Genomic DNA, 24985 nt, shown 5'->3' on the forward strand with positions numbered 1-24985 from the left:
ATAAGGTAATTGATTTAATTAGCCTATACAGAAATAAAATAAAGTAGCTTACTTAATGAGTAGTGAACTGAGATGAGGTGTGATTTTGCGAAAGAAAACATGGATATTAGTAGGGATTCTCATATTTATTCTAATTGGCGGTGTTAGTTTGTTTAATTTTAATCAAAACAAAGAGCAAATGGAAGAACGACAAATTGTGAGAATGGAAACAATAGCGAGAAACCAGTATTAGTAGTAGATACTATGAAACTTGGCGCTAACGCAATACAGACGCTTTTTTTAAAGACTTGATAATTAGTGCCCTAGATTAAATAAACTTTCAAAAAATAAAATCTTTAAAGCATGATAACAGTTCACACCTCGTCTATGTTATTCTTGATTTCCAAGAATAAAAATTATTTTGGTAAAACATTCTTACGTTTCTATGAATGTTCTTTATTTTATGTTATCATACACTAAATAAATAATACGTTCCAGAAAAAGGAGACGCCATGTCAAAAAATAACAGTGGGCAAACAATCGCTCTTTTAGATTCAATTGATGCTCAAAAAATGAGTGCTTTTTTCAAGTTAATGTCTGAAGAAATTAGATTTAAACTCATTTTTATTCTTGCTCACGAGGGAGAAATGTGTGTTAGTGACTTAGCAAAATGGGTTGATTCTACCATAGCTACTACCTCTCATCACTTACAACTTTTGAAAAAAAATAAAGTAATTGAAAATCGTCGTGAAGGCAAACAAATTTTCTACTTTATTGATAACATTAAAGTCAGCCACTTTATTAATATTGGACTTGATTTTAATCATTTATCTTAACTGAAAGGAACAAAATGCATGAAAAAAAACTTATTAATTATCCGACTTATCTTCTATGGTCTGCTTTTAAGTAGCACTATTAGTGCTATTTCATTTGCCTTTATTTTTTTAGAAAGTAACATATCCCACTACTTTTGGGGAAACCTGCTAATCAACCTCCCCTTTAAAATGCTTTCTACTCTAATTTTTTGTCTTTTAGGTGGGTTGATTTTAGGTAGCTTACGAGCTAAGTGGGGAAACTACCCACAAACGGCTCACTACACGATTGACCATTTAAAAAAACATCAAACAGTGGACTACAAACCTGTTTTTAAAAATCTGTTAGTTGCCTTAACAATTCTAATCTTTGGCGCAGGTGTTGGGCCTGAAGCCGCTTTGTTAAGCTCGATTGTTATGTTATCGATTTGGCAAGCAGATAAAATTCGGTATCTTTTTTTTAATCAGGAAGTATTTTCAGCACTCAATCCTTTCGAGCGAGTGACTCACATGCTTCATCCGACAAAATATTTAGTGATGTATAACCCAACCATAGCTCCTACTGATAAAAATTTTGTATCAACTAAAAAAGCGATGAATTTATTCTTTGTTATTAATGGTTTAGTTTCTTTTACACTATTGATGAAACTAACAAAACAGCCTTCATTCATCAGTAAAATGGGTGATTCTATGTGGCATCTCAACGATTTATGGTTGTTTATTCCTTTGATTATTTTAGGTCTTCTTTCAGGTGAATTATACAATTTATTCAAAAATAAAATGTCACAGTGGTTAAATTTTTGGCCAAATAATCCTATAAAAAAAGCGTTACTTGGGTCTATTACTATCTTTATCGTGGGTACATTTTTGCCTAATTTACTTTTCTCTGGTCAAGTAGCATTAGGCTCTGTTCCTAAAAAATATGTACACTTTTCGGTTTTAATTTTACTTTTTATCGTCATTGTTAAATTGATTTTTCTACAAATTTGTCTGAATACTGGTTGGATTGGCGGAGATATTTTCCCGATTGTCTTTGCTGCTATTATTCAAGGGTTTGCCATTTCTAAATTATTTCCATCATTTGATGTCATCTTTATTGTAGCAACTGTTGCTACTTCTATGGCTGTCACTATTTTAAATTCTCCAATTGGAGTAGCTATTTTTATGGCTTTGTTCTTCCCAGTTCAAATTTCACCTATTATCGCAGCAACTGCTCTTCTTTTAAAATTCACTAAAGAGTATATTCAAAAGAAAACTGCACGAGAATAACACAACAGTCAGTTAATTTATTGGTTCTAAGCGATGAAATCAACTCCTTACTCGATGTTTGAAAACAGATGCTGAACTTGGCAGCTGCTTTTGATTCCATCATTCACCCAAATATATCTTGTGACCGGGGTCTAACTCTGTAAAACATACCCTAGTCACTTGAAATATAACGGTGGAATAAGAATCCCCCCTTCTTATCTTCCGCTTGAACTGACCTGGAACTGACCCCATTTAATGGGACATGATCAAAAAAAAGCGCTTGTTAGGCTATAAATTTCCGATATTCTATCGGTTATTTATAGCCTAATTTTTGATGAATTCGAATTTTATTAGAGTATTTAATGTAATCTATTACAGTCTGTATTACAATAAAAAAGACACCTTCCAAAAATTGGAAAGTGTCTTGATATAACAAAGATTAACGTTTTGAGAATTGTGAAGCTTTACGGGCTTTTTTAAGACCTGGTTTTGTATAATAGTTTAATAAATAACTTCAATTTCTTTATATTTATTATTTTGCTGCACAATCATGTAAAGTCTATTTTAACGAATTACAATAATTTTCTTATAGATCGTCCCACGCAATACTACTCTTTATTTACCACCATCTATATGGTCTTTAAATCCTTTTTGGATCAATTTTCTAGCAGGACTTAACTTATCATCCTTTTTATATTCTATTAAATAATCTTCAAGCAGTTCGATACATTCATGAATAGATTTTTTTGGATATTTTTCCATGATGTATATAATGTACAAATATTTTTGATGATATTCATCATATTTAGAATCTATATAGTCTTTTTCTATCTCATAATATTTTATTATCAGATTAGCTAAAAATTCAAAATCTAATGTTTCTACATCAAAAATATCATCATAATATTTTTCAAATAACGCTTTTTTCTGATTAGTTGCTCTATCTGGATAACCTTTATAAGAGTATAATAACTGAGCCGTTTTCTCCATTGATATTCGGTGTATATATTTCTCATCTTTTTTCCCCGTATCACCAGATTTGCGAACATATAAAATACCCATTGCTTCTAAATATGCTCCTATTTGAATTTGGTAATTACTTATTGACTTCAAATCAATAGAAGATATTGCATTTTGACTATTAGTATATTCCGCTATATCATTAGTCAATTCTTTATCTGTTTCTGTTTGAAATAATCGTACTAACACCTCGGCATTCGCTAAGCTTTTTTCATCAAACTGACTTTTGTTAAACTCATATATAGTTCTTAAAGTTTGTCCGCCATTAACAATTTGAAAACCATTAATTGTACATTCAAATTTTTTATTTCCATTTTTATCTCCAGCAGTAATATTTTTTGCTGTCATTGTTATTCCGTTATTAAACATAAAAAACTTATTAGGATCTTCTACAATAGTTTTAATAATATTTTTATTGAATTTTGTAGTAGCTCCTAAGTACCCTCTTACATTATCAAATAATAAACTTAACTCTATTTCTTGTCCTTGTAATTTACTATAATCTGCATTTATATTATTTCTTAACTCTTCATTCTTACAAGTAATTCTAATTAATTCTGCTAAAGGTAGTTTAATTAGATAAGATTTACTAGATGACAATTTATCAATCTCATATGTCATTACAGAAGTACTATCCACCATAAATTTCGCACTTAAATCATCAGGAAACCCTGAAATATATGAAACAATATCATCTAAAACTACAGTTTTCACTTTCATACCATAACTATCTTTAAATTGATCCACCGTTGGATTCTCTAATTCCAAAGCCCGATTTTCATTGGAAACCATAAATAATTCAATAGTCCAAACATCTGTAGAATTTAAAGCTTCAATTATTTTATTAATTTTATTTTTAGTTATTGATGTGACCTTATCTGTATTTTCATTAGCGATATGAATTAAAAATTTGGTAACATCTATCATATCACCCAATTCTTGTCCTTTTTTTACTTTAAAGCTATCTCTATATTTAAAGTTAAACAGTTGTATCTTTCTATCTTCCTCGTCAATATTAACTGCATCAACACCTAAATCATTGTTTTTTTGTTTATAAACAACGCTTCTGAAATCTGTATCAATAACCATATCTACTAAATCACTTATTTCTTTAACATTAGTTATACACTCCAATGCTAATAAATAAAATCCAAATCTAGAACCATTTTTCTCCATTTGCTCAGGAGTCAAATTTAAAAATTCTGAATATTTTTTAGATTTCATATTTACCGTTTTAAAATCGTTAATATTAGCCATATACTTCTCCTTTTAATACTTTTTCATCCATTGTATCATGATCATGTTTAATAATGAACTAGTCTAGAACAATAATTTTATTATATATTTTTTCTTAAATCTATTTGTTACAAATTATCAATTAGTTTTAAATCTACAATAGTTGATGTCGCATCTGACAGTAAAACAGTTTTCAAATTACTTGGTAATTCTACTCCCTTCGTCATTCTTTCCACGAGATTATCAGCTAGTACTACTAAATCATTTTCATGTTCATTACAAAATTCTATTATTCCATATAGTTTGGTCCATTCATAAGCTTTTGTATTATAGAATTGTAATTGTCCTTCCGTTTTAAAACCTATAGTCCTCTCAATTAGCGAACCAAGTATAGGTGGACGGGTCTGTACACCAAAAAATTTTGATTTGCTTTGCAGATGCTTTTTTTAGCCAGTCAGCTATATATTGAGGAATAGCTAATTCTATTCCCATACTGTCAATAATAACTTTGTAACCTGAAACATCCATACTATGACAAAACGTTTAAAACTCTACAACAAGCAAAACAAGCTGATTTAGATTTTGATAATTATATTCAAGAAATACGAAGGAGACAACATATGAATGAGTTTGAGCTTGGTGGAAATATGATATTTGAGGATTTTTGTATCAAATATTGGTATGATGCTTATATCAATGGTTCAACAAGTTCTTATCCTACCCAACCCACCTGCTATACAGAACACTAAAGATATGTTTAGACTTCATATCTTGCCAATGCTCGGAGAACAGACATTAAACTTTTTAAATAACCACCCTGAATTTGTTACACCTAGAATGACTGCGAAAGCTAAAGAATACGCTAATTTTAAAGTTCTAAGGTGTTACGTGAATCAGGTTTTTGATTTAGCTGTTCACTATAAATATATTGAATACAACAGGGTTGCTGAACCACTTAAAAAAATAAAAGCTTTGAAAAAGATTCAGCTAGCAGAAAGCAAACTTGATGAAGACAGGTATCTAAACGAAAATGAATTGAATTACTGCTTCAAAGCAATTAATGAAGACTACAAAAATGGCGATTTAACTACACAAGAATATATGCTATTTTGGACAACATTCTTTTTGAGTTGTAGGAAAAGTGAATGCTATGCACTTCAATGGAAACATATTGATTTTGAACATAATTGTATTCATTTAGATCAAACATTGGATAAAAAAGGAACTGTAAAAGCTACTAAAGGACGCAAGAAAACAACGATTAAAATATCAGCAAATTTAAAAGCTATTTTAATCGCTTGGAATGAGCAACAGAAAAGAGAGCTGAAACAACTTGGAATTTCTCAAGACCCTAATCAGTTCCTCTTCACTTTCTGTGATAGTCAAGGAAATATTAACAAACGGGTTCACACGGATTCTTTAAATTACAGAATGAAAGTAGTCGAAAAACGACACCCTGAGCTCACACATGCCTCACCCCATAAACTTCGACACACTTCAGCAAGTTTAGCTAGTAAGCACGGAATGTCGTTAGACGATATTATGGAGGCTTTGACTCATAGTGACCAAGAAACAACGAAAATTTATATTAATATAAAGCCTACTGTTAGGATTACGCCTGCAGATTACATCTTTGATAATATTTCTGAATGTAGCGGTGGGGAATAGATGGGGATTCAAAAAAAGACTCCCAGATAAAATATCTGAGAGTCTTGTAAATCCCTTGATAACAAGGTTTTAACGTTTTGAGAATTGTGAAGCTTTACGGGCTTTTTTAAGACCTGGTTTTTTACGTTCTTTCATACGTGGGTCACGAGTTAATAGTCCAGCCGCTTTTAATGGTGCGCGGAATTCTGGGTCAACTTGTAACAATGCACGAGCGATTCCGTGACGAGCAGCGCCTGCTTGTCCAGTGAATCCTCCGCCATTTACGTTAACGTGGATATCGTAGCTTCCTAGAGTTTCTGTAGCTGCAAGAGGTTGTTTTACTACCTCGTGTAGGTATGGAAATGGAATGTATTCAACGATATCTTTTTTGTTCATGATGATTTTACCTGTTCCTGGTACTAAACGTACGCGAGCAGTTGAGTTTTTACGACGGCCTGTGCCGATATATTGTACTTGTGCCAATGAAATTCCCTCCTTAAATTAGGTTGTTGATGTCCAATAATACTGGTTGTTGTGCTTGGTGTTCATGTTCAGTTCCACCGTAAACGTTTAATTTAGTAAATTGTTTGCGACCTAAAGAAGTCTTTGGTAACATACCTTTTACTGATAATTCAACTAATTTACGAGAATTGTTCGCACGTAATTCGCCAGCTGATACTTGTTTCAAACCACCTTGGAATCCACTATGGTGATAATAGATTTTGTCAGTTGCTTTTTTACCAGTTAATTTAATTTTGTCTGCATTGATTACGATCACGAAATCCCCTGTATCTACATGAGGTGTGAAAGTTGGTTTATTTTTACCACGTAAAATAGTTGCTACTGCTGTAGATAGACGTCCTAATGGAATATCAGTTGCGTCTACTACGTACCATTTACGGTCTACTTCGTTTGTTTTAGCCATATAAGTTGTACGCACGTTAATTTCCTCCATATTCTTATCTGTTTGTTTGAATGCACAATAAGTTTCCGGGGCTCATCGTGGGGGCAAACAATACCATCTAACATATTACCGTTTTTTATCGGTTTTGTCAATCTTATTTCAAACTTTTACCAGAATTTATTTGTTTAGTAAATACCCCATAAAGACATCCTCTACATATCGATCCTTGATCCAAAATTCATCTTTTAAAACGCCCTCTTCAACAAATCCATGACGTTTATAAAAACGAATTGCTCCTTCGTTCGTCCCTAATACCCGCAGTGATAACTTATGAATGCCGCGTTCTTTAGCAAGTTCTTTAAGCTTTGACACCAGAAAATTCCCTACACCTCTACCTTGCGCGCTTGGCAAAACGCCAATGTCTAGCAACCAGGTTCTTTGATGCGCTGCTAAGCCTGTTGGGGGATGAAAGCCTAACAAACCTAAGACCTCCCCATTTTCAACTGCAACTAAATGTGAGCCAGTAGGATAGCGCAGTTGAAATTCAGCAACACTATTATAGGTCGTCACAGATGGCGTGTTTAAATCGTTCCAAATACTATTTTCAATGGCTACCATTCCGGGGTAATCTTCTACTAAACTTAATCTAATCTCCATTTTCACTCAGCTCCTTTTGTCGATCCCAAGCTTCCTTTTCAGCAATTTTTTCAGCGATTTCAGCAGCATTCAAATAATATACTTTTTTTAAATAGAGTCCATGGGGCAAGGCTGTCGGCCCTGCTTGTTGTCGGTCTTTTGCTTCAATGATGCGTTTCATATCTGTGACAGGTCGACGTCCGTTTGCAATTTGCATCAACGTCCCTATTAAAATCCGAACCATATTGTATAAAAAGCCATTGCCATAAAATTCAAAAATCAATTCATCACGCGTTTCATCTTTCGTTACGGTTGCTTCATAGATTGTTCTAACTTTATTTTCACGTCCACTTTTCACCGCACAAAAACTTGTGAAATCATGAGTTCCTACAATGTCCTTTAACGCTGCTTCTAAATACTCCATATGAATGGGGTAGGGATGGTGTAACGTATAATCTCTTAAAAATGGATCAGCAACTTTGCTGATATTGACTCGATACTGGTATCTTTTACCATTTGTAAAGTAGCGGGCATGAAACTGATCGTCCACAATCTCTGCTTCTATAAAGGCAATTTCATCTGTTGTTAAGCTATTTAAAGCCCGAAGCATATTAGCTGGTGGAATCTCACTAGGATAGTCAAAGTGAATCACCTGCCCTAATGCATGGACACCAGCATCTGTTCTACCCGACGCTTGGATTTTGATGACAGTGCCTTTCGTCATGGTTTTTAAAGCTTTTTCGATTTCTCCTTGAACCGTTCGACACTTTGGTTGAATCTGAAAACCAGCAAAATGCGTGCCATCATATTGAAGAGTTACTTTATAGCGTGTTGTTTTCATTCGATTTCTCCTTGTTTCTGCTAATAGAAAAGACTATTTCAATTAGAAATAGTCCTTCAAGTTGTTTAAGTTCTTAAATATACAAGTAAAACAGTTACCACTGCGTATACTAAAATTACGAGTGTATCATTGCGTTTCCATTTTAGTAAGCGATATTTGGTTCGACCTTCCCCACCTTGATAGCCTCGAGCCTCCATTGCTGTTGCAAGCTCTTCCGCGCGGTTAAAGGAACTGACAAAAAGCGGGACTAGTAATGGGACGATGGATTTCATTTGTTGGAAGACATTGCCTTCACCAAAATCAACTCCACGAGCCCGTTGAGCGTTCATAATTTTTTCCGTTTCATCCATCAATGTCGGAACAAATCGCAATGCTATCGATAGCATTAACGCAATTTCATGCACTGGAAATTTAACTACATTTAATGGGCGTAATAAAAATTCAATCGCATCGGTTAATGCTAAAGGCGCCGTAGTTAACGTCAATAAGGTCGACATAAAAATAATCAACACAAAACGACAGAAGATAAATACACCGTTTAACAACCCAAATTGTGAGATGACGATTGGTCCCCACTCAAAGTAGACTTCACCACCTCGGCTAAATAAAACTTGTAAGACAACGGTAAACAAGATTAACCAAATTAGTGGTTTTACGCCGTTAATAAAAAACTTATACTTGATTTTAGAAAGAGCGATTGTTGCCATTGTAAAGGCAAATAAAAATAAATATGTTTGCCAATTGTTTGCTAAAAAGATAATACCAATAAAGTAAAAACTTGCTAGTAATTTTGCTCGCGGGTCTAAACGATGAATAATCGAATCCCCAGGTATATAACGACCAAAAATCAGTTTGTCCATCATTTGCCGTCACCTGCTTTGTCTTGAATTTTCGTCACAAGCAAATCAGCTAAAGCCTCTGTCGTTAATGGCAATTCGCCTAAGTCAACACCTGTTCGTGCTTCAAAATAGTTACTGAAAGCAACCGCCGTTGGCACTCCTAATTGTTTTTCCTTTAACCAATCGGATTCTTTAAAAATCTCACTCGGTAAGCCTTTTTTCACAATTGTGCCACCTTCTAAAACAACCATTTGATCCGCATAATCTGCCACGTCATCCATTTGATGGGTTACTAAAACGATTGTCAGTCCCTTTTCTTTATAGAGATAGTGAAACATTTCCATCATATCTAGACGTCCTTTTGGATCTAAGCCTGCTGTTGGTTCATCTAAGACCAAGACATCTGGCTCCATCGCTAAGACACCTGCAATCGCCACACGGCGCATCTGGCCACCGGATAGATCAAATGGTGAGCGTTCCATATAAGATTCGTCTAAGCCCACCAAATCAAGCATTTCTTTTGCTAGCGCTTTGCCTTCTTCTTCCGTTGCGCCAAAATTTCGAGGACCAAATGCAATATCCTTTGCGATGGTCTCTTCAAAAAGCTGCGCTTCTGGAAATTGAAACACAATACCAACTTTTTTACGAATGCTTTTTAGGTTCTTATTATTGGTTTCAGGTGTAATCACACGATCGCCAATCGTTACAACACCTTCAGTAGGTTTCATTAGTGCATTTAAGTGTTGTAATACAGTCGATTTCCCACTACCAGTATGTCCCACTAACGCTGTAAAACTGCCTGATTTGATTTCTAAATCAATATCATATAAGGCGCGATTTTGAAAAGGAGTGCCTTTTTGGTAGGTATAGCCTACTTTTTCGAAAGTAATGTCCATAGCCAATCCACCATCCCTTCCTCAGTTAAATACTCTTCTGGTACTGTGATATTTCTAGCCTTCAATGCTGACTTTAATTTTTCTGGAAATGGCAAATCTAAGCCCATTTCAATCAGCTCATCCCCATAAGAGAAAATTTCTTCTGGAGTCCCTTCTTTAATCAACTTGCCCTCTTTCATCACTAACACACGATTTGCACTAGCCGCTTCATTGATGTCATGAGTGATTGAAATCACCGTTAAATTAGCAGTCTCTTTGATTGCTCGCACAGTCGCAAGTACTTCTTCTCGGCCTTGAGGATCCAGCATACTTGTTGCTTCATCTAAGATAATAATATCTGGACGCAGTGCCACCACACCGGCAATGGCCACTCGTTGCTTTTGTCCACCTGAAAGTCTGGCCGGCTCTTTTTCAAGATAATCCGTCATTTTCACTTTATCAATTGCGTCTTTTACGCGTTCTATCATTTTTTCACGGGGAACACCTATATTTTCTAAACCAAAAGCTACATCATCTTGAACCGTTGAACCTACAAATTGATTGTCTGGATTTTGAAAGACCATTCCAACCATTTTTCGAATATCCCAAACAGATTCTTCCGTTAAAAGATGTCCGCCAACGGTAACCGTTCCTTGAGTTGGAGCTAGTAACCCATTAATGGTTTTCGCTAAGGTGGATTTTCCTGAACCGTTATGTCCAATAATTGCAATCCATTCTCCAGCTTCAATATCAAGTGAGACACCGTCAATTGCTAAACCTTCTGCATCTGGATGATATTTATAGGATATGTCATTTAATGTTATAATTTTCTCCACTGACGAAACCTCCATATTGATTCAATTCAATCCCTATAAGACTATCAAAAAAGAGAGTCTTATGCAATATTATTTGTTTTAACTCCCTCTATTATAATGTTTCTGAAATTCAAAAACTAGCCTAAAATTTTCCCTTAGACTAGTTTTTTTATTAGTTATTTAAATAGTTATATGCGTACTGAGCATACATCTCTGCCCCCATTTTCATTGCGTCTTCATCAACGTTGAATTTCCCATGGTGGTGCGCCCATTCTGTGTCTTTAGCTGGATTTCCACAGCCCACTAGAGCAAAGCAACCTGGAGTATGTTCTGTAAAGTAGCTAAAATCTTCCCCACCAGTAGTTGGTGGCTCTTGAAGTAATGCGTCCTCACCAAAGCTATCTTGAATAATTTTTTGCGCAAACAAGGCATCTTTTTCATCATTTACAACTGGAAGCGTCCCGTATTGGTAATCAACTGCTGCTGTTGCTCCGTAAGTTAACGCTGTATGTTCTGCATATCGTTGAATCGCTTTTTTTACTCGCTCTCTTGTTTCAATACTAAAGCAACGAACGGTTCCTTCTAAACGTGCATTTTCCGCAATGACATTGAATCGCGTTCCAACATCCATTCTACCAATCGTCACTACTACTGGATCTAACGGATGTGTCTCTCTTGAAACGATTGCTTGAACATTCATTACAAAAGCAGACGCCACCATCGTTGCATCAATACATGCATCTGGCATCGCCCCATGACCTCCTCGTCCAGTAAAATCAATTGTGAAAATATCAGCAGAAGCAAATGAAGAACCTACTACACAAGAAACTTTTCCCGAAGGCATTTGTGACCAAATGTGAATGCCAAAAACATTGTCTACCTCTTCGACAGCACCTTGCTCCACCATCGCTTTAGCCCCTTTTGCATTTTCTTCAGACGGTTGAAAAATAAATCGTATCGTTCCTTTAATATCAGATTGAATCTCTTTTAAAGCTTTAGCAGCCGTTACCAGCATCGCTGTATGGGCATCGTGTCCACAGGCATGCATTTTACCGTCTTCTAAAGATTTATAAGCTAATCCTTCATTTAATTCTTGAACAGGTAATGCATCCATGTCAGCACGTAACGCTACTGTCTTACCAGGTTTCCCTCCTACTAACTCTGCAATCAAACCAGTAGGAACTGTTTTTCTATAAGGAATTCCTAACTTATCCATTTCATCTGCTACTTTTTGAGTCGTACGAAATTCTTCCCATTGCAATTCTGGGTGTTGATGTAAATCTCGTCTAAATGCAATCATTTCTTCTTCGTATTTTTTAACACTAGCTTTTAAATTCCCCATCAATTAAGACCTCATTTCTATAAATTTGATAAAATGCTTGAAAAAATACCTGCTAAAACAACAGATACGATTGTAACCGTGATAAAGCCTGCTACTAGCATCGGAGGCAGCATATGACTTGTTAATGCTTCTTGCTCTTTCTTGTCTTCTGTCAAAGCTTGGATCACTTCATTGGTAATAATATAATCTGCTGGGAAACCATAGAGCGCTGTTAGCGAAACTGCAAAAGCCATTTCTTTACTCACACCTAGTAGCCTTCCTATAATTGCTGAAAATACATACATTCCAAATACTCCAATGACAATAATTCCTACCATCGGCAACAATAATTCTTTTAGCATTTCTGGTGTCGCATTTTTTAATCCATCAAAGATAAACAACATCAAGCCTAAAATTGCAAAACCAAAACCATTTGCTTTTTGAAGTGGTTGTTTTTCTAAGAAACCACTACTTGAAGCTATAACTCCAAATAATAAACACAAAACAAACGGGCTAACTGAAACAAATGGAGCCAACCAAACAGAAACATAATAAGCGAACATTCCAACAATGGACAATCTAAAAAATCTAGAAAAATTTGTATGATATCGTTTTGGAACTTTGGCAAATAATTTAGGAATTTCTTCATCCTCTTCTTTTATTGCTTTTTGCTGTTCTTGCTCATTTGTAGGAGTCCATTCGCCACTTCGATAGTTGGCTAGCATTCGTTTGCCTTCCTTTTTCAACATAATCGATGTCAAAGGATACCCTGCAAAACCTTGCATCACATAGATCAAAATTGCAAGCACGGATAATGACATCAAACCAGCCTGTTGTGCTGCTTCTGACATAATCAAAGAGGAAACAACTCCACCCACCAATGGAGGGATCGCTACTAAAATCGTTTGTAAATCAAAAAACAACATCCCAACTGTTAAAAGTAAGACAACAATTCCAGCAATTCCTGACAGTGTGATGACAATCGTTTTCCACTGATTGATTAGCTCCTTAACAGAAAGCAATGTTCCCATATTGGTAATTAGCAAGTACATCAGTAACGTAGCTACGACACTTGGAATACCTGCGACTTCAACAATATTCTTTGGAAAAATAGTCCAATACCCAATAATAAACAAGACTGCACAAACAAAGACAGAGGATACCCAAGCTTTCGTTTTAGCAGATATAATATCTCCTATGTATAAAATTCCCATCAATAAAGTAAAAGCTAACATTTGCGACATAAACATTCCCCATGTTGTGTTATTGTCAGAATATTCTGATTTACAATAGTATACAAAAGAACCATTTGAATTGCAACCTTATTTTAAAACAAGCGTTAGTTTACGATTCTAATCCAAATAAAAAAACAGTTTTTACGAGCTCTTTTAAAAGAGTTTCGTAAAAACTGCTAGAAAACAAAAAAAATAATCACCTTTGATGAATTTACCTCCCCTGAAAACATTCAGGGGAAGTTTCGAGCTAGACTTGGAAGTAAACTTCCATCATCGTAACACTCTTTACAAACATCGATAAAGTGAAGCATTTGTAATGTTTAAATTGAAATTAAACCAATTCAATGATAACCATTGGTGCAGCGTCTCCGCGGCGAGGTTCAGTTTTCATGATACGAGTGTATCCACCTTGACGCTCAGCGTAACGAGGTGCTACATCGCCAAATAATTTTTGTAAAGCTGATTCAGTAACAATTTTTTCGCCATCTTCTTTAACAGAAGCAACTTCGTTACGAACAAATGCAGCTGCCTGACGACGAGCGTGCAAATCGCCACGTTTACCTAAAGTAATCATTTTTTCAGTTGTAGAGCGAACTTCTTTAGCACGAGCCTCAGTTGTTACAATACGTTCGTTAATGATTAAATCAGTCGTTAAATCGCGCAACATTGCTTTACGTTGTGAACTTGTACGTCCTAATTTACGGTAACCCATTGTGATTTTCCTCCCTTGATACGGTACTAGTCGTCTTGACGTAGACCTAAACTTAATTCTGCTAGTTTAAATTTCACTTCTTCAAGTGATTTACGACCAAGATTACGCACCTTAATCATTTCTGCTTCAGATTTGTCTGTCAATTCTTGAACGGAGTTAATACCAGCACGTTTCAAACAGTTGTATGAACGTACAGATAAATCTAGTTCTTCAATTGTCATCTCAAGCATTTTTTCTTTATGCGTTTCTTCTTTTTCTACCATGATTTCAGCTTTACGGGCTTCATCAGTTAGATTTACGAAGATATTTAAATGCTCTGTAAGAATTTTAGCTGCTAAACTCACAGCCTCTTCTGGGCTAATAGAACCATCTGCCCATACATCAAGTGTTAATTTGTCAAAGTTATCTTTTTGACCCACTCGAGTATTTTCTACTTGATAGTTCACACGACTAACTGGGGTGTAAATCGAGTCGACTGGTAATACACCAATAGGCATATCATCGTGTTTATTATGTTCAGCTCTTGCATAACCTCTTCCTGATTTTGCAGTTAAACGAACGTGGAAACGTGCGCCTTCAGCTACTGTACAAATGTACAAGTCAGGATTTAAGATTTCAACATCGCTATCATAAGTGATATCGGCTGCTGTTACAACTGCTGGACCTTTTACATCGATTTCAATCGTTTTATCTTCACCAGAATATAACTTGAGTGCAAGTTTTTTAATATTCAAAATGATTGAAGTTACATCCTCAACAACGCCATCAACGGTTGAAAATTCATGTAAAACACCATCAATTTGGATAGTAGTTACTGCTGCACCTGGAAGAGATGACAACAATATACGACGTAGAGAATTCCCTAGCGTTGTACCATAACCACGTTCAAGTGGTTCTACAACGAATTTACCAAACTTGGCATCATCGCTGATCTCAATCGTTTCAATTCTTGGTTTTTCAATTTCGATCATTCTATACATACCCCTTTCAAAACGTTAAGTTCATGTTACTGAGTGCAAACAAGTTCAATGTAGCAGCTCTCAATTAAACACGACGGCGTTTTGGAGGGCGGCATCCATTGTGAGGAACTGGAGTTACATCACGAATACCTGTAACTTCTAAACCAGTAGCTTGTAATGAACGAATTGCAGCTTCACGTCCTGAACCAGGACCTTTTACAGCAACTTCTACAGTTTTCATACCATGTTCCATACACGCTTTAGCTGCAACTTCTGCTGCCATTTGAGCTGCGAATGGAGTTGATTTTTTAGATCCACGGTAGCCTAATGATCCAGCTGATGACCATGAAATTGCATTCCCATGAGTATCAGTAATCATTACAATAGTATTGTTGAATGTTGAACGGATATGTGCTACACCAGATTCAATATTCTTTTTCACACGACGTTTACGAACGACTTTTTTTCCTGCCATGAAGAGTTACCTCCTAACTTAATTAATTATTTTTTCTTGCCTGCAACTGTTCTAGCTGGGCCTTTACGAGTACGCGCGTTGTTTTTCGTGTTTTGTCCACGAGTTGGTAAACCACGGCGGTGACGCATGCCTCGGTATGATCCGATTTCCATTAAACGTTTGATGTTTAGGTTAACTTCACGACGTAAGTCACCCTCAACTTTCAACGAGTCAATTTCAGCACGGATGCGATCTAATTGATCATTTGTTAATTCACGTACACGAATTTCTTCTGATACGTCTGCAGCTTTCAAAACTTCGATAGCTGTGTTTTTACCGATTCCATAAATATAAGTTAAAGAGATTACTACACGTTTATCACGTGGAATATCTACACCTGCAATACGAGCCATTACAATTACACCTCCTGTATATTTTTAGTTATTATCCTTGACGCTGTTTGTGTTTTGGATTTTCACAAATTACCATAACACGTCCGTTACGACGGATAACTTTGCATTTTTCACAAATTGGTTTTACTGATGGTCTTACTTTCATGAACTATACCTCCCATTTTATTGACGGAGTACAATTATTTAAAGCGATAGGTAATGCGACCGCGAGTTAAATCATACGGTGACAATTCTACTGTTACTTTGTCTCCAGGTAAAATACGAATGTAGTGCATACGGATTTTTCCTGAAACATGAGCCAATACAACATGCCCATTTTCAAGTTCCACTTTAAACATTGCATTCGGCAAAGTTTCAACGACTGTTCCTTCAATTTCAATGACATCGTCTTTAGCCACGCCTAGTACCTCCTTAAAATTGTTTCGCAAATCAATGCGATAAACTTAGCGAGAACCTTGGCCCCCACCATTCTGTTTCATCTTAACCTATTAATTCTATCACAATATAGACGCATTGAAAAGTCAAGACCCCGAATATTGTACCATAGAATTAAAATAGTGACAAGCCCCTCATGAGACTACCGCTTTTCCTCGTTCAACAATTTGGATAAAACGAGGCTTCATTTTCGTCATTAAAAAACTAAGCTTTTATTTTTCAATAATTGCTTTTACTTCTTTGAAAACATCGTGAATGTCTTGATCACCTTTAACAGTGTTCAAAACATGGCGCGTTTCATAAAAGTCTAACAAAGGTTCTGTTAACTCTAGATTAATATTGATTCTGTTTTCAACTGTTTCAGGTTTGTCATCATCTCTTTGATAGAAATCATGTCCGCCACAGCGATCACAAGTTCCTTCAACTGTTGGAGGATTAAATACTTTATGATAAGTAGCCCCACAAGTGCGGCAAATGATTCTCCCAGTTAAACGTTCCATTAAGATGTCTTTATCCACATGAATGTTGATAACGGCATCGATTTTTTTTCCCAGATCATTAAGGATTGTTTCCAAGGCTTCCGCTTGGTTAAGCGTTCTTGGGAAACCATCTAATAAAAATCCTTCTTTTGTATCAGCTTCAGCTAAACGTTCTTTTACAATCCCGTTTGTCACTTCGTCTGGTACGAGTTCGCCTTTATCCATAAAGGATTTAGCTTTTAAACCTAAGGCTGTTTCATTTTTGATAGCAGCTCGGAACATATCACCAGTTGAAATATGTGGAATTTTATAAGTATCCACAATTTGTTCAGCTTGTGTGCCTTTACCTGCACCAGGAAGACCCATTAAAATGAGATTCATGTTTTTCCTCCTTAAATGTAAGAATGAGTGCTGAAGGAAATCCCTCAACACTACTGTTCTTATTGTATAAAGCCTAGATAGTTACGCTTAATCATTTGGCCTTCTAATTGTCTAGTTGATTCTAATGCAACACCTACTACGATAAGTAAGCTTGTTCCACCAAGACCAATAGACTGAGGTAGGTTCCATAAGTTTTGCGCGATAATAGGTAAGATTGCAATTAAACCTAAGTAAACTGCACCGACTGTACTTAAACGCATTAATACGCCTGAGATATAATCTTCTGTCCCTTTACCAGGACGCACACTTGGAATATATCCACCTTGTTTTTGTAAATTTTCTGAAACTTTTTCTGGATTCACTTGAATGAATGCATAGAAGAATGTGAAAAGAACAATTAACAATGTGTATAAAACCGCACCTGCTGGTTTTTGATAATTAAAAATATTATTCATAATGATATACCATTGATCGTCAGCATGTGTCTTAGCGAAGAATCCCATAATCGTTTGCGGAGTTACAATAAATGAACTTGCAAAGATAACTGGGATAACACCAGCAGAGTTAACTTTTAACGGTAAGAACGAGCTTTGGTCGGAACCAGTTGCACGCTTAGAATATTGAATTTTAATTTTTCGTTTTGCTGTTTCAAAAAACACAACTAGTAAAACTACTGCAAGAATTGCAACAACTAAAGCAACAGTAAACAAGATTGCTTTCCAAAGTTCTGATCCCGCATTTTTGATTTGTGTATTGTAATAGGACATAATCCCATCTGGTACACGAGCCACAATACCGGAAAAGATAATCATAGAGACGCCGTTCCCAAATCCCTTAACAGTGATTTGTTCACCCATCCACATAACTAACATTGTACCTGCTGTTAACATCAATGCAATACTTAGGTAAGTCATTGTCCCTGGATTTTTAACTAAGCCAAATCCAGATAAAGCGTTAAACCCGTAAGAGATACCGATTGATTGGACAAATGCCATAATAATCGTTAAATATCTTGTTACTTGATTTAATTTTTTACGACCAACTTCCCCTTGCTTCGACCACTCAACAAACTTAGGAACAATGTCCATTTGAAGTAATTGAACAACGATTGAAGACGTGATATAAGGCGATACACCCATCGCAAAGATGGAGTATTGACTTAACGCGCCACCACCAAAGGTATTCAGCAAGCCGAAAATTCCAGAATCTGAAATGTTAGAAACGGCTTTAGCGTTAATGCCCGGAACTGTTAAATGAGTTCCTAGGCGAAAAACGATTAAAACACCTAAAGTGAATAATATTTTGTTTCTAATGTCTTTTACTTTGATTGCACTACTCAGTAATTTGATCATTAGATCACCTCGATTGAACCACCAGCAGCAACGATTGCTTTTTCTGCTGCTTCGGAGAATTTGCTTGCTTTAACAGTCAGTTTACGTTCAACTTGACCATTACCCAAAACTTTAATCCCTGATTTTTCATTTTTAACGATACCAGATTCCACCAACAATGCTGGTGTAACTACTGTTCCGTCTTCGAAGCGATTTAATGTTTCTAAATTAACGATTGCAAACTCTTTGCGGTTAATGTTAGTAAAACCACGTTTTGGTAAACGACGGAATAAAGGTGTTTGTCCACCTTCAAAGCCTAAACGTACTCCACCGCCTGAACGTGAGTTTTGTCCTTTTTGACCGCGACCTGAAGTTTTACCATTACCAGATGAAGTTCCACGTCCAACGCGGTTACGCACTTTACGAGAACCTTCAGCAGGTTTTAATTCATGAAGTTTCATATAGATTGGGCACCTCCTTCAATAATAAGTCTCATTCTTTTTTTAAACTTCTTTTACGTCCACTAAATGCGAAATTGTGTTAACCATACCTTTGATTGCTTCATTAGCTGGTTTCACGACAGTGCTGTTCAGTTTGTTTAAACCTAGAGCTTTCGCAGTATCTTTTTGATTTTGAGGACGTCCGATAACGCTACGTTTTAAAGTAATTTCTAAATTAGCCATTTCTTATTGTCCTCCTTAACCTGTAATTTCTTCAACTGATTTGCCGCGAAGTTTTGCAACTTCTTCAACACGTTTCAATTGTTTTAAACCGTCAACTGTTGCACGAACAACGTTAATTGGAGTGCTTGAGCCTAATGATTTACTTGTAATATCAGCAACACCTGCTAACTCAAGGACCGAACGAACGGGACCTCCAGCACTGACTCCAGAACCGGCTACGGCTGGTTTCATTAAGATGTTTCCGCCGCCAAAGCGTCCGATAACTTCATGAGGAATTGTTGAATCTACCATTGGTACTTCAACAAGATTCTTCTTAGCATCTTCAATTGCTTTACGGATAGCTTCAGGTACTTCTTGGGCTTTCCCAGTACCGAAACCTACGTGACCATTTCTATCTCCTACAACTACTAAAGCAGCAAAACGTAAACGACGTCCACCTTTAACAACTTTAGTAACACGGTTGATAGCAACGACACGGTCTTCTAATTCCAAATGTGTTGGATCGATATAAACCATGAATGGTATTCCTCCTTTTATTAAAATTCTAGTCCATTTTCGCGAGCAGCTTCAGCTAAAGCTTGTACACGGCCATGGTAAAGGTAACCACCACGGTCAAAGACTACTTCTTTAACGCCTTTTTCAACAGCGCGTTTAGCTACTAAAGCTCCCACAGCAGATGCTAGTTCAACTTTAGTTTCGCCTGATACTTCTTTATCTAATGTAGATGCACTTGCTAGCGTTACACCCGCTACGTCATCAATTAATTGAGCGTAGATGTTTTTGTTTGAACGGAAAATGTTCAAGCGTGGGCACTCTGCAGTACCTGAAATCTTAGAGCGAACTCGTGCGTGTCTCTTTTGACGCATTTTGTTTTTATCTAGTTTCGTAATCACAATTGTCACCTCTTTAATAGTTTATTTAGGCTATTCGCAGGCGATTATTTACCTGTTTTACCTTCTTTACGACGAACGTGTTCTCCAACGTAACGAATCCCTTTGCCTTTATAAGGCTCTGGAGGACGTACTCCGCGGATGTTAGCAGCTAATTCGCCAACGCGTTCTTTGTTAGCTCCTTTGATAATTACACTAGTATTTGAAGGAACTTCAACAGTAATTCCTTCTTCTGGTGTAAATTCAACTGGATGTGAGTAACCAACGTTCAATACAAGTTTTTTACCTTGTAATTGTGCACGGTACCCAACCCCGATTAATTCTAAAGCTTTTTCAAATCCTTCTGTTACTCCGATAACCATGTTATTTAGGTTAGCGCGCATTGTTCCGTGTAAAGCACGGTTTTCTTTATCGTCGTTTGGACGAGTAAAAGTAATTTCGTTACCTTCCACATGCATTGTAATGTTAGGGCTGAAAGAGCGAGTTAATTCACCTTTAGGTCCTTTAACAGTAATATCGTTACCATTTTCAGTAACAGTTACTCCTGCAGGAATTGTGATTGGTTTTTTACCAATACGGCTCACAGCAATGCACCTCCTTGTTTAATCTTAAATATTACCAAACGTAAGCGACGATTTCGCCACCAATGTTTTTAGCTCTTGCTTCTTTATCAGTGATAACACCTTCAGAAGTTGAAACGATCGCAATTCCTAGTCCGTTAAGAACTTTAGGAACTTCACCAGTTTTAGCGTAAACACGTAAACCAGGTTTAGAAATACGTTTCAATCCAGTGATAACACGTTCGTTGTTTTTTCCATATTTTAAGAAAACACGGATAACACCTTGTTTGTCATCTTCAATATACTCAACATCTTTAATAAAACCTTCACGTTTTAAAATTTCAGCGATATCTTTTTTTATTCTTGAAGCAGGCAATTCTAGTGATTCGTGACGCACCATGTTGGCGTTACGAATGCGCGTTAGAAAATCTGCAATCGGATCTGTCATGACCATTGTACTTATTACCTCCTTTTTGCAAGTATCGTTTTACCAGCTTGCTTTCTTCACGCCGGGAATTTGTCCTTTATAGGCAAGTTCGCGGAAGCAAATACGGCAAAGTTTAAATTTACGATAAACTGAATGTGGACGACCGCAACGTTCGCAACGTGTGTATGCTTGTGTTGAGAATTTTGCAGGGCGTTTATTCTTAGCAATCATTGATTTTTTAGCCACGTAGTTCGCCTCCTTTTTTTATTTTTGGAATGGCATTCCAAGTTGTGTTAAAAGTTCGCGTGATTCTTCGTCTGTGTTTGCAGTTGTTACAATAACAATATCCATTCCGCGGACTTTGTCTACCATATCGTAGTCAACTTCTGGGAAGATTAATTGTTCTTTGATTCCTAACGTGTAGTTACCGCGTCCATCGAAAGCTTTTTTAGAAACTCCGTGGAAGTCACGTACACGAGGTAATGAAACTGAAACTAATTTGTCTAAGAATTCATACATTCTTTCGCCACGTAAAGTTACTTTAGTGCCGATTGGCATTCCTTCACGTAAACGGAATCCAGCGATTGATTTCTTAGCTTTAGTGATCAATGGTTTTTGACCAGAGATTACAGTTAATTCGTCAACAGCTTTGTCTAAGTTTTTAGCGTTTGAAACAGCATCACCCACACCCATGTTAATAACGATTTTATCAACTTTAGGAGCTTGCATTACTGATTTGTAACTAAATTTTTCCATCATTGATGGAGTAATTTCTTTGATATATTTTTCTTTAAGGCGGTTCATGAAGTTAGTACCTCCTTCCTAATAGTATTATTTATCTAGAACTTCACCGGTTTTTTTAGAAACACGTACTTTTTTGCCGTCTTCAACTTTAAAGCCAACACGAGTTGGTTCATTTGTTTTAGGGTCAATAAGCATTACGTTTGATACGTGGATAGGAGCTTCCGTTTCAAGAATTCCACCTTGTGGATTTGCTGAATTCGGTTTTTGATGTTTTTTCATCATGTTGATTCCTTCAACGATCACGCGATCTTTTTTAGGGAAAGCTTTTAAAATTACGCCTTCTTTACCTTTGTCTTTACCAGTAATAACTTTAACTTTGTCACCAGTTTTTACGATCATGTTTTTCTCGCACCTCCTTCATGGATGGTTGTATATTAAAGAACTTCTGGAGCTAGTGAAACGATCTTCATGAAGTTGTTGTCACGTAATTCGCGAGCAACAGGTCCAAAGATACGTGTTCCACGTGGGCTCTTGTCATCACGGATGATAACACAAGCATTTTCATCAAATTTAATGTAAGAACCGTCTGCACGACGAGCTCCTGTTTTAGTACGAACGATTACTGCACGTACAACTTCACCTTTTTTGACAACGCCACCTGGTGTAGCGTGTTTAACAGTACACACGATTACATCACCAATGTTCGCAGTCTTACGGCCAGATCCGCCTAAAACTTTAATAGTTAAGACTTCACGAGCGCCTGAGTTATCAGCAACTTTTAAACGACTTTCTTGTTGGATCACTTCAGTATCCTCCTTTCGGAATTAGAAATCTCTTTGTCTCATCAAAATTTGTTTTAGATAACTACTGCTTCTTCAACAATTTCTACTAAACGGAAACGTTTTGTAGCTGATAATGGACGAGTTTCCATAATTTTTACGATATCTCCAGTTTTTGCAGCGTTATTTTCATCATGCGCTTTAAATTTCTTAGAGTATTTTACACGTTTACCATAGATGCCGTGTTTTTTATAAGTTGCAATTTCAACAACGATGGTTTTATCCATTTTGTCAGAAACAACACGTCCTTGGTAAACTTTACGTTGGTTACGTTCTTCACTCATTTAGATGTGGCCTCCTTTGCTTACTAGTCTCAACTATTTTTGTAATTCACTTTGACGTAACGCAGTTTTAATGCGTGCAATCGATTTGCGAACTTCACTTAAGCGAGCAGTATTTTCTAATTGACCAGTCGCTAATTGGAATCGTAGATTGAATAATTCTTCTTTATATTCTTTCTCTTTTTCAACCATTTCAGCAGTGGATAACTCTTTAAGTTCATTAGCCTTCATTCGATTCACCACCAATTTCTTTACGTTTTACAATCTTAGTTTTAACTGGTAATTTGTGAGATGCTAAGCGTAATGCTTCGCGAGCCACTTCTTCTGATACGCCGTCAATTTCAAACATGATCTTGCCGCGTTTTACTGGTGCTACCCAACCTTCAGGTGCTCCTTTACCAGAACCCATACGAACTCCGATTGCTTTTGCAGTATATGATTTATGAGGGAAGATTTTAATCCATACTTTCCCACCACGTTTCATATAACGAGTCATGGCAATACGGGCTGCTTCGATTTGACGGTTAGTAATCCAATGTGAATCTACAGCTTGTAAACCCCATTCACCAAAAGTTACTTCTTTTCCACCTTTTGCTTCACCACGCATTTTACCTCTAAACTCACGACGGTGTTTAACACGTTTAGGTACTAACATGATTATTTCCCTCCTTTCTCAGCGTTCTTTTTTGTAGGAAGTACTTCTCCACGGTGAATCCAAACTTTAACGCCTAGTTTACCGTAAGTAGTGTCTGCTTCTTCCCATGCGTAATCGATATCGGCACGCAATGTATGAAGAGGTACAGTTCCTTCAGAATAGCTTTCCGCACGTGCGATGTCTGCTCCGTTTAAACGACCAGAAACTTGCGTTTTGATCCCTTTAGCGCCAGAACGCATTGTGCGTTGAATTGCTTGTTTTTGAGCACGACGAAATGCTACACGGTTTTCTAATTGACGTGCAATTCCTTCGCCTACTAATTTAGCATCTAAATCAGGTTTTTTGATTTCAACGATGTTGATGTGAACTCGTTTACCTGTTAATTGGTTTAAGTTTTTACGTAACGATTCAACTTCAGAACCACCTTTACCGATAACCATTCCTGGTTTAGCAGTGTGTACTGATACGTTTACGCGGTTAGCGGCACGTTCAATCTCAACGGTTGAAACAGCTGCATCGCTTAGGTTTTTAGCAATGTATTTACGGATACGTAAATCTTCGTGTAAATAGTTAGCATACTCTTTTTCTGCATACCATTTAGCATCCCAATCACGGATAACGCCAACACGCAAACCTATTGGATTAATTTTTTGACCCACTGATTACCCCTCCTTTTTTTCTGATACCACGATTGTAATGTGGCTTGTACGTTTCATAATTGGTGAAGCTGAACCTTTTGCACGTGGACGGAAGCGTTTCATTGTTGGTCCTTCGTTTGCATAAGCTTCGCTAATCACTAAGTTTTCTACGTCTAAATCGTAGTTGTGTTCTGCATTAGCTACTGCTGACATTAGTACTTTCTCAACAGGTACTGAAGCACCATTTGGAGTGAATTTCAAGATTGAAATTGCTTCTCCTATGCTTTTTCCTCTGATAAGATCGATAACTAAACGAACTTTTCGAGCTGAAATGCGAACAGTATTTGCAGTTGCTTTAGCTGCTGTAATTTGTTCTGACATGAGTAATCCTCCCCTCGATATTAACGTCTAGTTTTTTTGTCATCCGCAGCATGTCCGCGGTATGTTCTTGTTGGTGCAAATTCACCTAGTTTGTGGCCTACCATATCTTCTTGAATATATACTGGCACATGTTTACGTCCATCATATACTGCAATAGTGTATCCAACAAAGCTTGGAAAAATTGTTGAACGGCGTGACCAAGTTTTAACAACGTGTTTTTTTTCACTTTCAGCGAGAGCATCCATTTTTTTCATTAGGTGCTCATCAATAAAAGGTCCTTTTTTTAAACTACGTCCCATGGTTGAACCTCCTTCT

37 protein-coding genes are annotated in these 24985 nt (G+C 36.6%); 3 read left to right on the forward strand and 34 right to left on the reverse strand.

The window, feature by feature from the left end:
- Positions 1-491 precede the first annotated feature (491 nt).
- Positions 492-815, forward strand: coding sequence for an ArsR/SmtB family transcription factor (locus BR52_RS09645; protein WP_051915698.1), 324 nt, complete (start codon positions 492-494; stop codon positions 813-815).
- Positions 816-1019: 204 nt separating this feature from the next.
- A complete protein-coding gene (locus BR52_RS09650; RefSeq protein ID WP_236707179.1) occupies positions 1020-2060 on the forward strand; it encodes a chloride channel protein in 1041 nt (346 codons plus the stop codon).
- A gap of 594 nt (positions 2061-2654) precedes the next feature.
- Here BR52_RS09650 and BR52_RS09655 read toward each other — a convergent pair.
- On the reverse strand, positions 2655-4316 hold the full coding sequence (locus BR52_RS09655) for an AIPR family protein (protein ID WP_034572056.1): 1662 nt from the start codon (positions 4314-4316) through the stop codon (positions 2655-2657).
- A gap of 675 nt (positions 4317-4991) precedes the next feature.
- Between BR52_RS09655 and BR52_RS09660 the strand changes: the two genes are divergently transcribed.
- Positions 4992-5963, forward strand: a complete 972-nt coding sequence (locus BR52_RS09660) for a tyrosine-type recombinase/integrase (protein WP_160113845.1) — start codon at positions 4992-4994, stop codon at positions 5961-5963.
- Between the two features lie 69 nt (positions 5964-6032).
- Here BR52_RS09660 and rpsI read toward each other — a convergent pair whose 3' ends face one another.
- The 33 genes from rpsI to rpsS form a co-directional block, all read right to left on the reverse strand.
- Positions 6033-6425, reverse strand: a complete 393-nt coding sequence (gene rpsI, locus BR52_RS09665; protein ID WP_034572058.1) for a 30S ribosomal protein S9 — start codon at positions 6423-6425, stop codon at positions 6033-6035.
- Positions 6426-6438: 13 nt separating this feature from the next.
- Entirely contained in the window at positions 6439-6882 is a 444-nt protein-coding gene (gene rplM, locus BR52_RS09670; protein WP_057002217.1) for a 50S ribosomal protein L13, read from the reverse strand.
- Positions 6883-7023: 141 nt separating this feature from the next.
- Entirely contained in the window at positions 7024-7503 is a 480-nt protein-coding gene (locus tag BR52_RS09675) for a GNAT family N-acetyltransferase (RefSeq protein WP_236707178.1), read from the reverse strand.
- Positions 7493-8323 carry a tRNA pseudouridine(38-40) synthase TruA gene (truA, locus tag BR52_RS09680; RefSeq protein ID WP_034572063.1) on the reverse strand — a complete coding sequence of 277 codons (831 nt, stop codon included), beginning with the start codon at positions 8321-8323 and terminating at the stop codon, positions 7493-7495. The genes BR52_RS09675 and truA overlap by 11 nt, the downstream gene beginning before the upstream one ends.
- 65 nt (positions 8324-8388) lie before the next feature.
- Complete coding sequence (locus BR52_RS09685) at positions 8389-9186, reverse strand: energy-coupling factor transporter transmembrane component T family protein (RefSeq protein WP_034572066.1); 798 nt, start codon at positions 9184-9186, stop codon at positions 8389-8391.
- Positions 9183-10058 (reverse strand): energy-coupling factor ABC transporter ATP-binding protein, encoded by an 876-nt coding sequence (locus BR52_RS09690; protein WP_034572069.1) that lies wholly within the window; start codon positions 10056-10058, stop codon positions 9183-9185. The genes BR52_RS09685 and BR52_RS09690 overlap by 4 nt, the downstream gene beginning before the upstream one ends.
- Positions 10034-10873 (reverse strand): energy-coupling factor ABC transporter ATP-binding protein, encoded by an 840-nt coding sequence (locus BR52_RS09695; protein WP_034572071.1) that lies wholly within the window; start codon positions 10871-10873, stop codon positions 10034-10036. The genes BR52_RS09690 and BR52_RS09695 overlap by 25 nt, the downstream gene beginning before the upstream one ends.
- Before the next feature lie 151 nt (positions 10874-11024).
- The gene (locus BR52_RS09700) at positions 11025-12194 is read right to left on the reverse strand and encodes a M20 family metallopeptidase (RefSeq protein ID WP_034572073.1); all 1170 of its coding nucleotides are present in this window, start codon (positions 12192-12194) and stop codon (positions 11025-11027) included.
- Positions 12195-12211: 17 nt separating this feature from the next.
- The gene (locus BR52_RS09705) at positions 12212-13417 is read right to left on the reverse strand and encodes a DUF819 family protein (RefSeq protein ID WP_034572075.1); all 1206 of its coding nucleotides are present in this window, start codon (positions 13415-13417) and stop codon (positions 12212-12214) included.
- Positions 13418-13739: 322 nt separating this feature from the next.
- Positions 13740-14120, reverse strand: a complete 381-nt coding sequence (gene rplQ / locus BR52_RS09710) for a 50S ribosomal protein L17 (RefSeq protein ID WP_034572077.1) — start codon at positions 14118-14120, stop codon at positions 13740-13742.
- A gap of 26 nt (positions 14121-14146) precedes the next feature.
- Positions 14147-15091, reverse strand: a complete 945-nt coding sequence (locus BR52_RS09715) for a DNA-directed RNA polymerase subunit alpha (RefSeq protein WP_034572079.1) — start codon at positions 15089-15091, stop codon at positions 14147-14149.
- Positions 15092-15164: 73 nt separating this feature from the next.
- On the reverse strand, positions 15165-15554 hold the full coding sequence (gene rpsK, locus BR52_RS09720) for a 30S ribosomal protein S11 (RefSeq protein ID WP_034572082.1): 390 nt from the start codon (positions 15552-15554) through the stop codon (positions 15165-15167).
- 26 nt (positions 15555-15580) lie between these two features.
- Positions 15581-15946 carry a 30S ribosomal protein S13 gene (gene rpsM / locus BR52_RS09725; protein ID WP_034572084.1) on the reverse strand — a complete coding sequence of 122 codons (366 nt, stop codon included), beginning with the start codon at positions 15944-15946 and terminating at the stop codon, positions 15581-15583.
- A gap of 31 nt (positions 15947-15977) precedes the next feature.
- Positions 15978-16091, reverse strand: coding sequence for a 50S ribosomal protein L36 (gene rpmJ, locus BR52_RS09730; RefSeq protein WP_010052089.1), 114 nt, complete (start codon positions 16089-16091; stop codon positions 15978-15980).
- A 34-nt stretch (positions 16092-16125) separates the two neighbouring features.
- Complete coding sequence (gene infA / locus BR52_RS09735; RefSeq protein WP_010052088.1) at positions 16126-16344, reverse strand: translation initiation factor IF-1; 219 nt, start codon at positions 16342-16344, stop codon at positions 16126-16128.
- 249 nt (positions 16345-16593) lie between these two features.
- Complete coding sequence (locus tag BR52_RS09740) at positions 16594-17241, reverse strand: adenylate kinase (RefSeq protein WP_034572086.1); 648 nt, start codon at positions 17239-17241, stop codon at positions 16594-16596.
- Positions 17242-17300: 59 nt separating this feature from the next.
- Positions 17301-18593 carry a preprotein translocase subunit SecY gene (gene secY / locus BR52_RS09745; RefSeq protein WP_034572088.1) on the reverse strand — a complete coding sequence of 431 codons (1293 nt, stop codon included), beginning with the start codon at positions 18591-18593 and terminating at the stop codon, positions 17301-17303.
- Positions 18593-19033, reverse strand: coding sequence for a 50S ribosomal protein L15 (gene rplO / locus BR52_RS09750; protein WP_034572090.1), 441 nt, complete (start codon positions 19031-19033; stop codon positions 18593-18595). Before rplO ends, secY begins: the two co-directional genes overlap by 1 nt.
- A 42-nt stretch (positions 19034-19075) precedes the next feature.
- Positions 19076-19255, reverse strand: coding sequence for a 50S ribosomal protein L30 (rpmD, locus tag BR52_RS09755; protein WP_034572091.1), 180 nt, complete (start codon positions 19253-19255; stop codon positions 19076-19078).
- A 15-nt stretch (positions 19256-19270) separates the two neighbouring features.
- Entirely contained in the window at positions 19271-19771 is a 501-nt protein-coding gene (gene rpsE / locus BR52_RS09760) for a 30S ribosomal protein S5 (RefSeq protein ID WP_034572093.1), read from the reverse strand.
- A gap of 20 nt (positions 19772-19791) precedes the next feature.
- Complete coding sequence (gene rplR / locus BR52_RS09765) at positions 19792-20148, reverse strand: 50S ribosomal protein L18 (RefSeq protein WP_034572095.1); 357 nt, start codon at positions 20146-20148, stop codon at positions 19792-19794.
- 44 nt (positions 20149-20192) lie between these two features.
- Complete coding sequence (gene rplF, locus BR52_RS09770) at positions 20193-20729, reverse strand: 50S ribosomal protein L6 (protein WP_034572097.1); 537 nt, start codon at positions 20727-20729, stop codon at positions 20193-20195.
- 31 nt (positions 20730-20760) lie between these two features.
- Complete coding sequence (gene rpsH / locus BR52_RS09775) at positions 20761-21159, reverse strand: 30S ribosomal protein S8 (RefSeq protein WP_034572100.1); 399 nt, start codon at positions 21157-21159, stop codon at positions 20761-20763.
- Positions 21160-21192: 33 nt separating this feature from the next.
- Entirely contained in the window at positions 21193-21378 is a 186-nt protein-coding gene (locus tag BR52_RS09780) for a type Z 30S ribosomal protein S14 (protein WP_010052071.1), read from the reverse strand.
- An 18-nt stretch (positions 21379-21396) separates the two neighbouring features.
- Positions 21397-21936: a 50S ribosomal protein L5 gene (gene rplE, locus BR52_RS09785; RefSeq protein ID WP_034572106.1), complete on the reverse strand. Its 540-nt coding sequence runs from the start codon at positions 21934-21936 to the stop codon at positions 21397-21399.
- Between the two features lie 27 nt (positions 21937-21963).
- Positions 21964-22275, reverse strand: a complete 312-nt coding sequence (gene rplX, locus BR52_RS09790) for a 50S ribosomal protein L24 (protein WP_034572108.1) — start codon at positions 22273-22275, stop codon at positions 21964-21966.
- Between the two features lie 35 nt (positions 22276-22310).
- Positions 22311-22679 carry a 50S ribosomal protein L14 gene (rplN, locus tag BR52_RS09795; protein ID WP_034562452.1) on the reverse strand — a complete coding sequence of 123 codons (369 nt, stop codon included), beginning with the start codon at positions 22677-22679 and terminating at the stop codon, positions 22311-22313.
- Between the two features lie 53 nt (positions 22680-22732).
- The gene (rpsQ, locus tag BR52_RS09800; protein WP_034572110.1) at positions 22733-22999 is read right to left on the reverse strand and encodes a 30S ribosomal protein S17; all 267 of its coding nucleotides are present in this window, start codon (positions 22997-22999) and stop codon (positions 22733-22735) included.
- 33 nt (positions 23000-23032) lie between these two features.
- Positions 23033-23227: a 50S ribosomal protein L29 gene (gene rpmC / locus BR52_RS09805; RefSeq protein ID WP_034572113.1), complete on the reverse strand. Its 195-nt coding sequence runs from the start codon at positions 23225-23227 to the stop codon at positions 23033-23035.
- Positions 23217-23651 (reverse strand): 50S ribosomal protein L16, encoded by a 435-nt coding sequence (rplP, locus tag BR52_RS09810; RefSeq protein ID WP_034572116.1) that lies wholly within the window; start codon positions 23649-23651, stop codon positions 23217-23219. The genes rpmC and rplP overlap by 11 nt, the downstream gene beginning before the upstream one ends.
- 2 nt (positions 23652-23653) lie before the next feature.
- Complete coding sequence (rpsC, locus tag BR52_RS09815) at positions 23654-24310, reverse strand: 30S ribosomal protein S3 (RefSeq protein WP_034572119.1); 657 nt, start codon at positions 24308-24310, stop codon at positions 23654-23656.
- A 3-nt stretch (positions 24311-24313) separates the two neighbouring features.
- Complete coding sequence (rplV, locus tag BR52_RS09820; protein ID WP_034572121.1) at positions 24314-24670, reverse strand: 50S ribosomal protein L22; 357 nt, start codon at positions 24668-24670, stop codon at positions 24314-24316.
- Positions 24671-24690: 20 nt separating this feature from the next.
- Positions 24691-24969: a 30S ribosomal protein S19 gene (rpsS, locus tag BR52_RS09825; RefSeq protein ID WP_034572123.1), complete on the reverse strand. Its 279-nt coding sequence runs from the start codon at positions 24967-24969 to the stop codon at positions 24691-24693.
- Between the last annotated feature and the right edge of the window lie 16 nt (positions 24970-24985).

It is taken from the genome of Carnobacterium divergens DSM 20623 (assembly GCF_000744255.1).
GTDB classification, from domain to species: Bacteria; Bacillota; Bacilli; order Lactobacillales; family Carnobacteriaceae; genus Carnobacterium; species Carnobacterium divergens.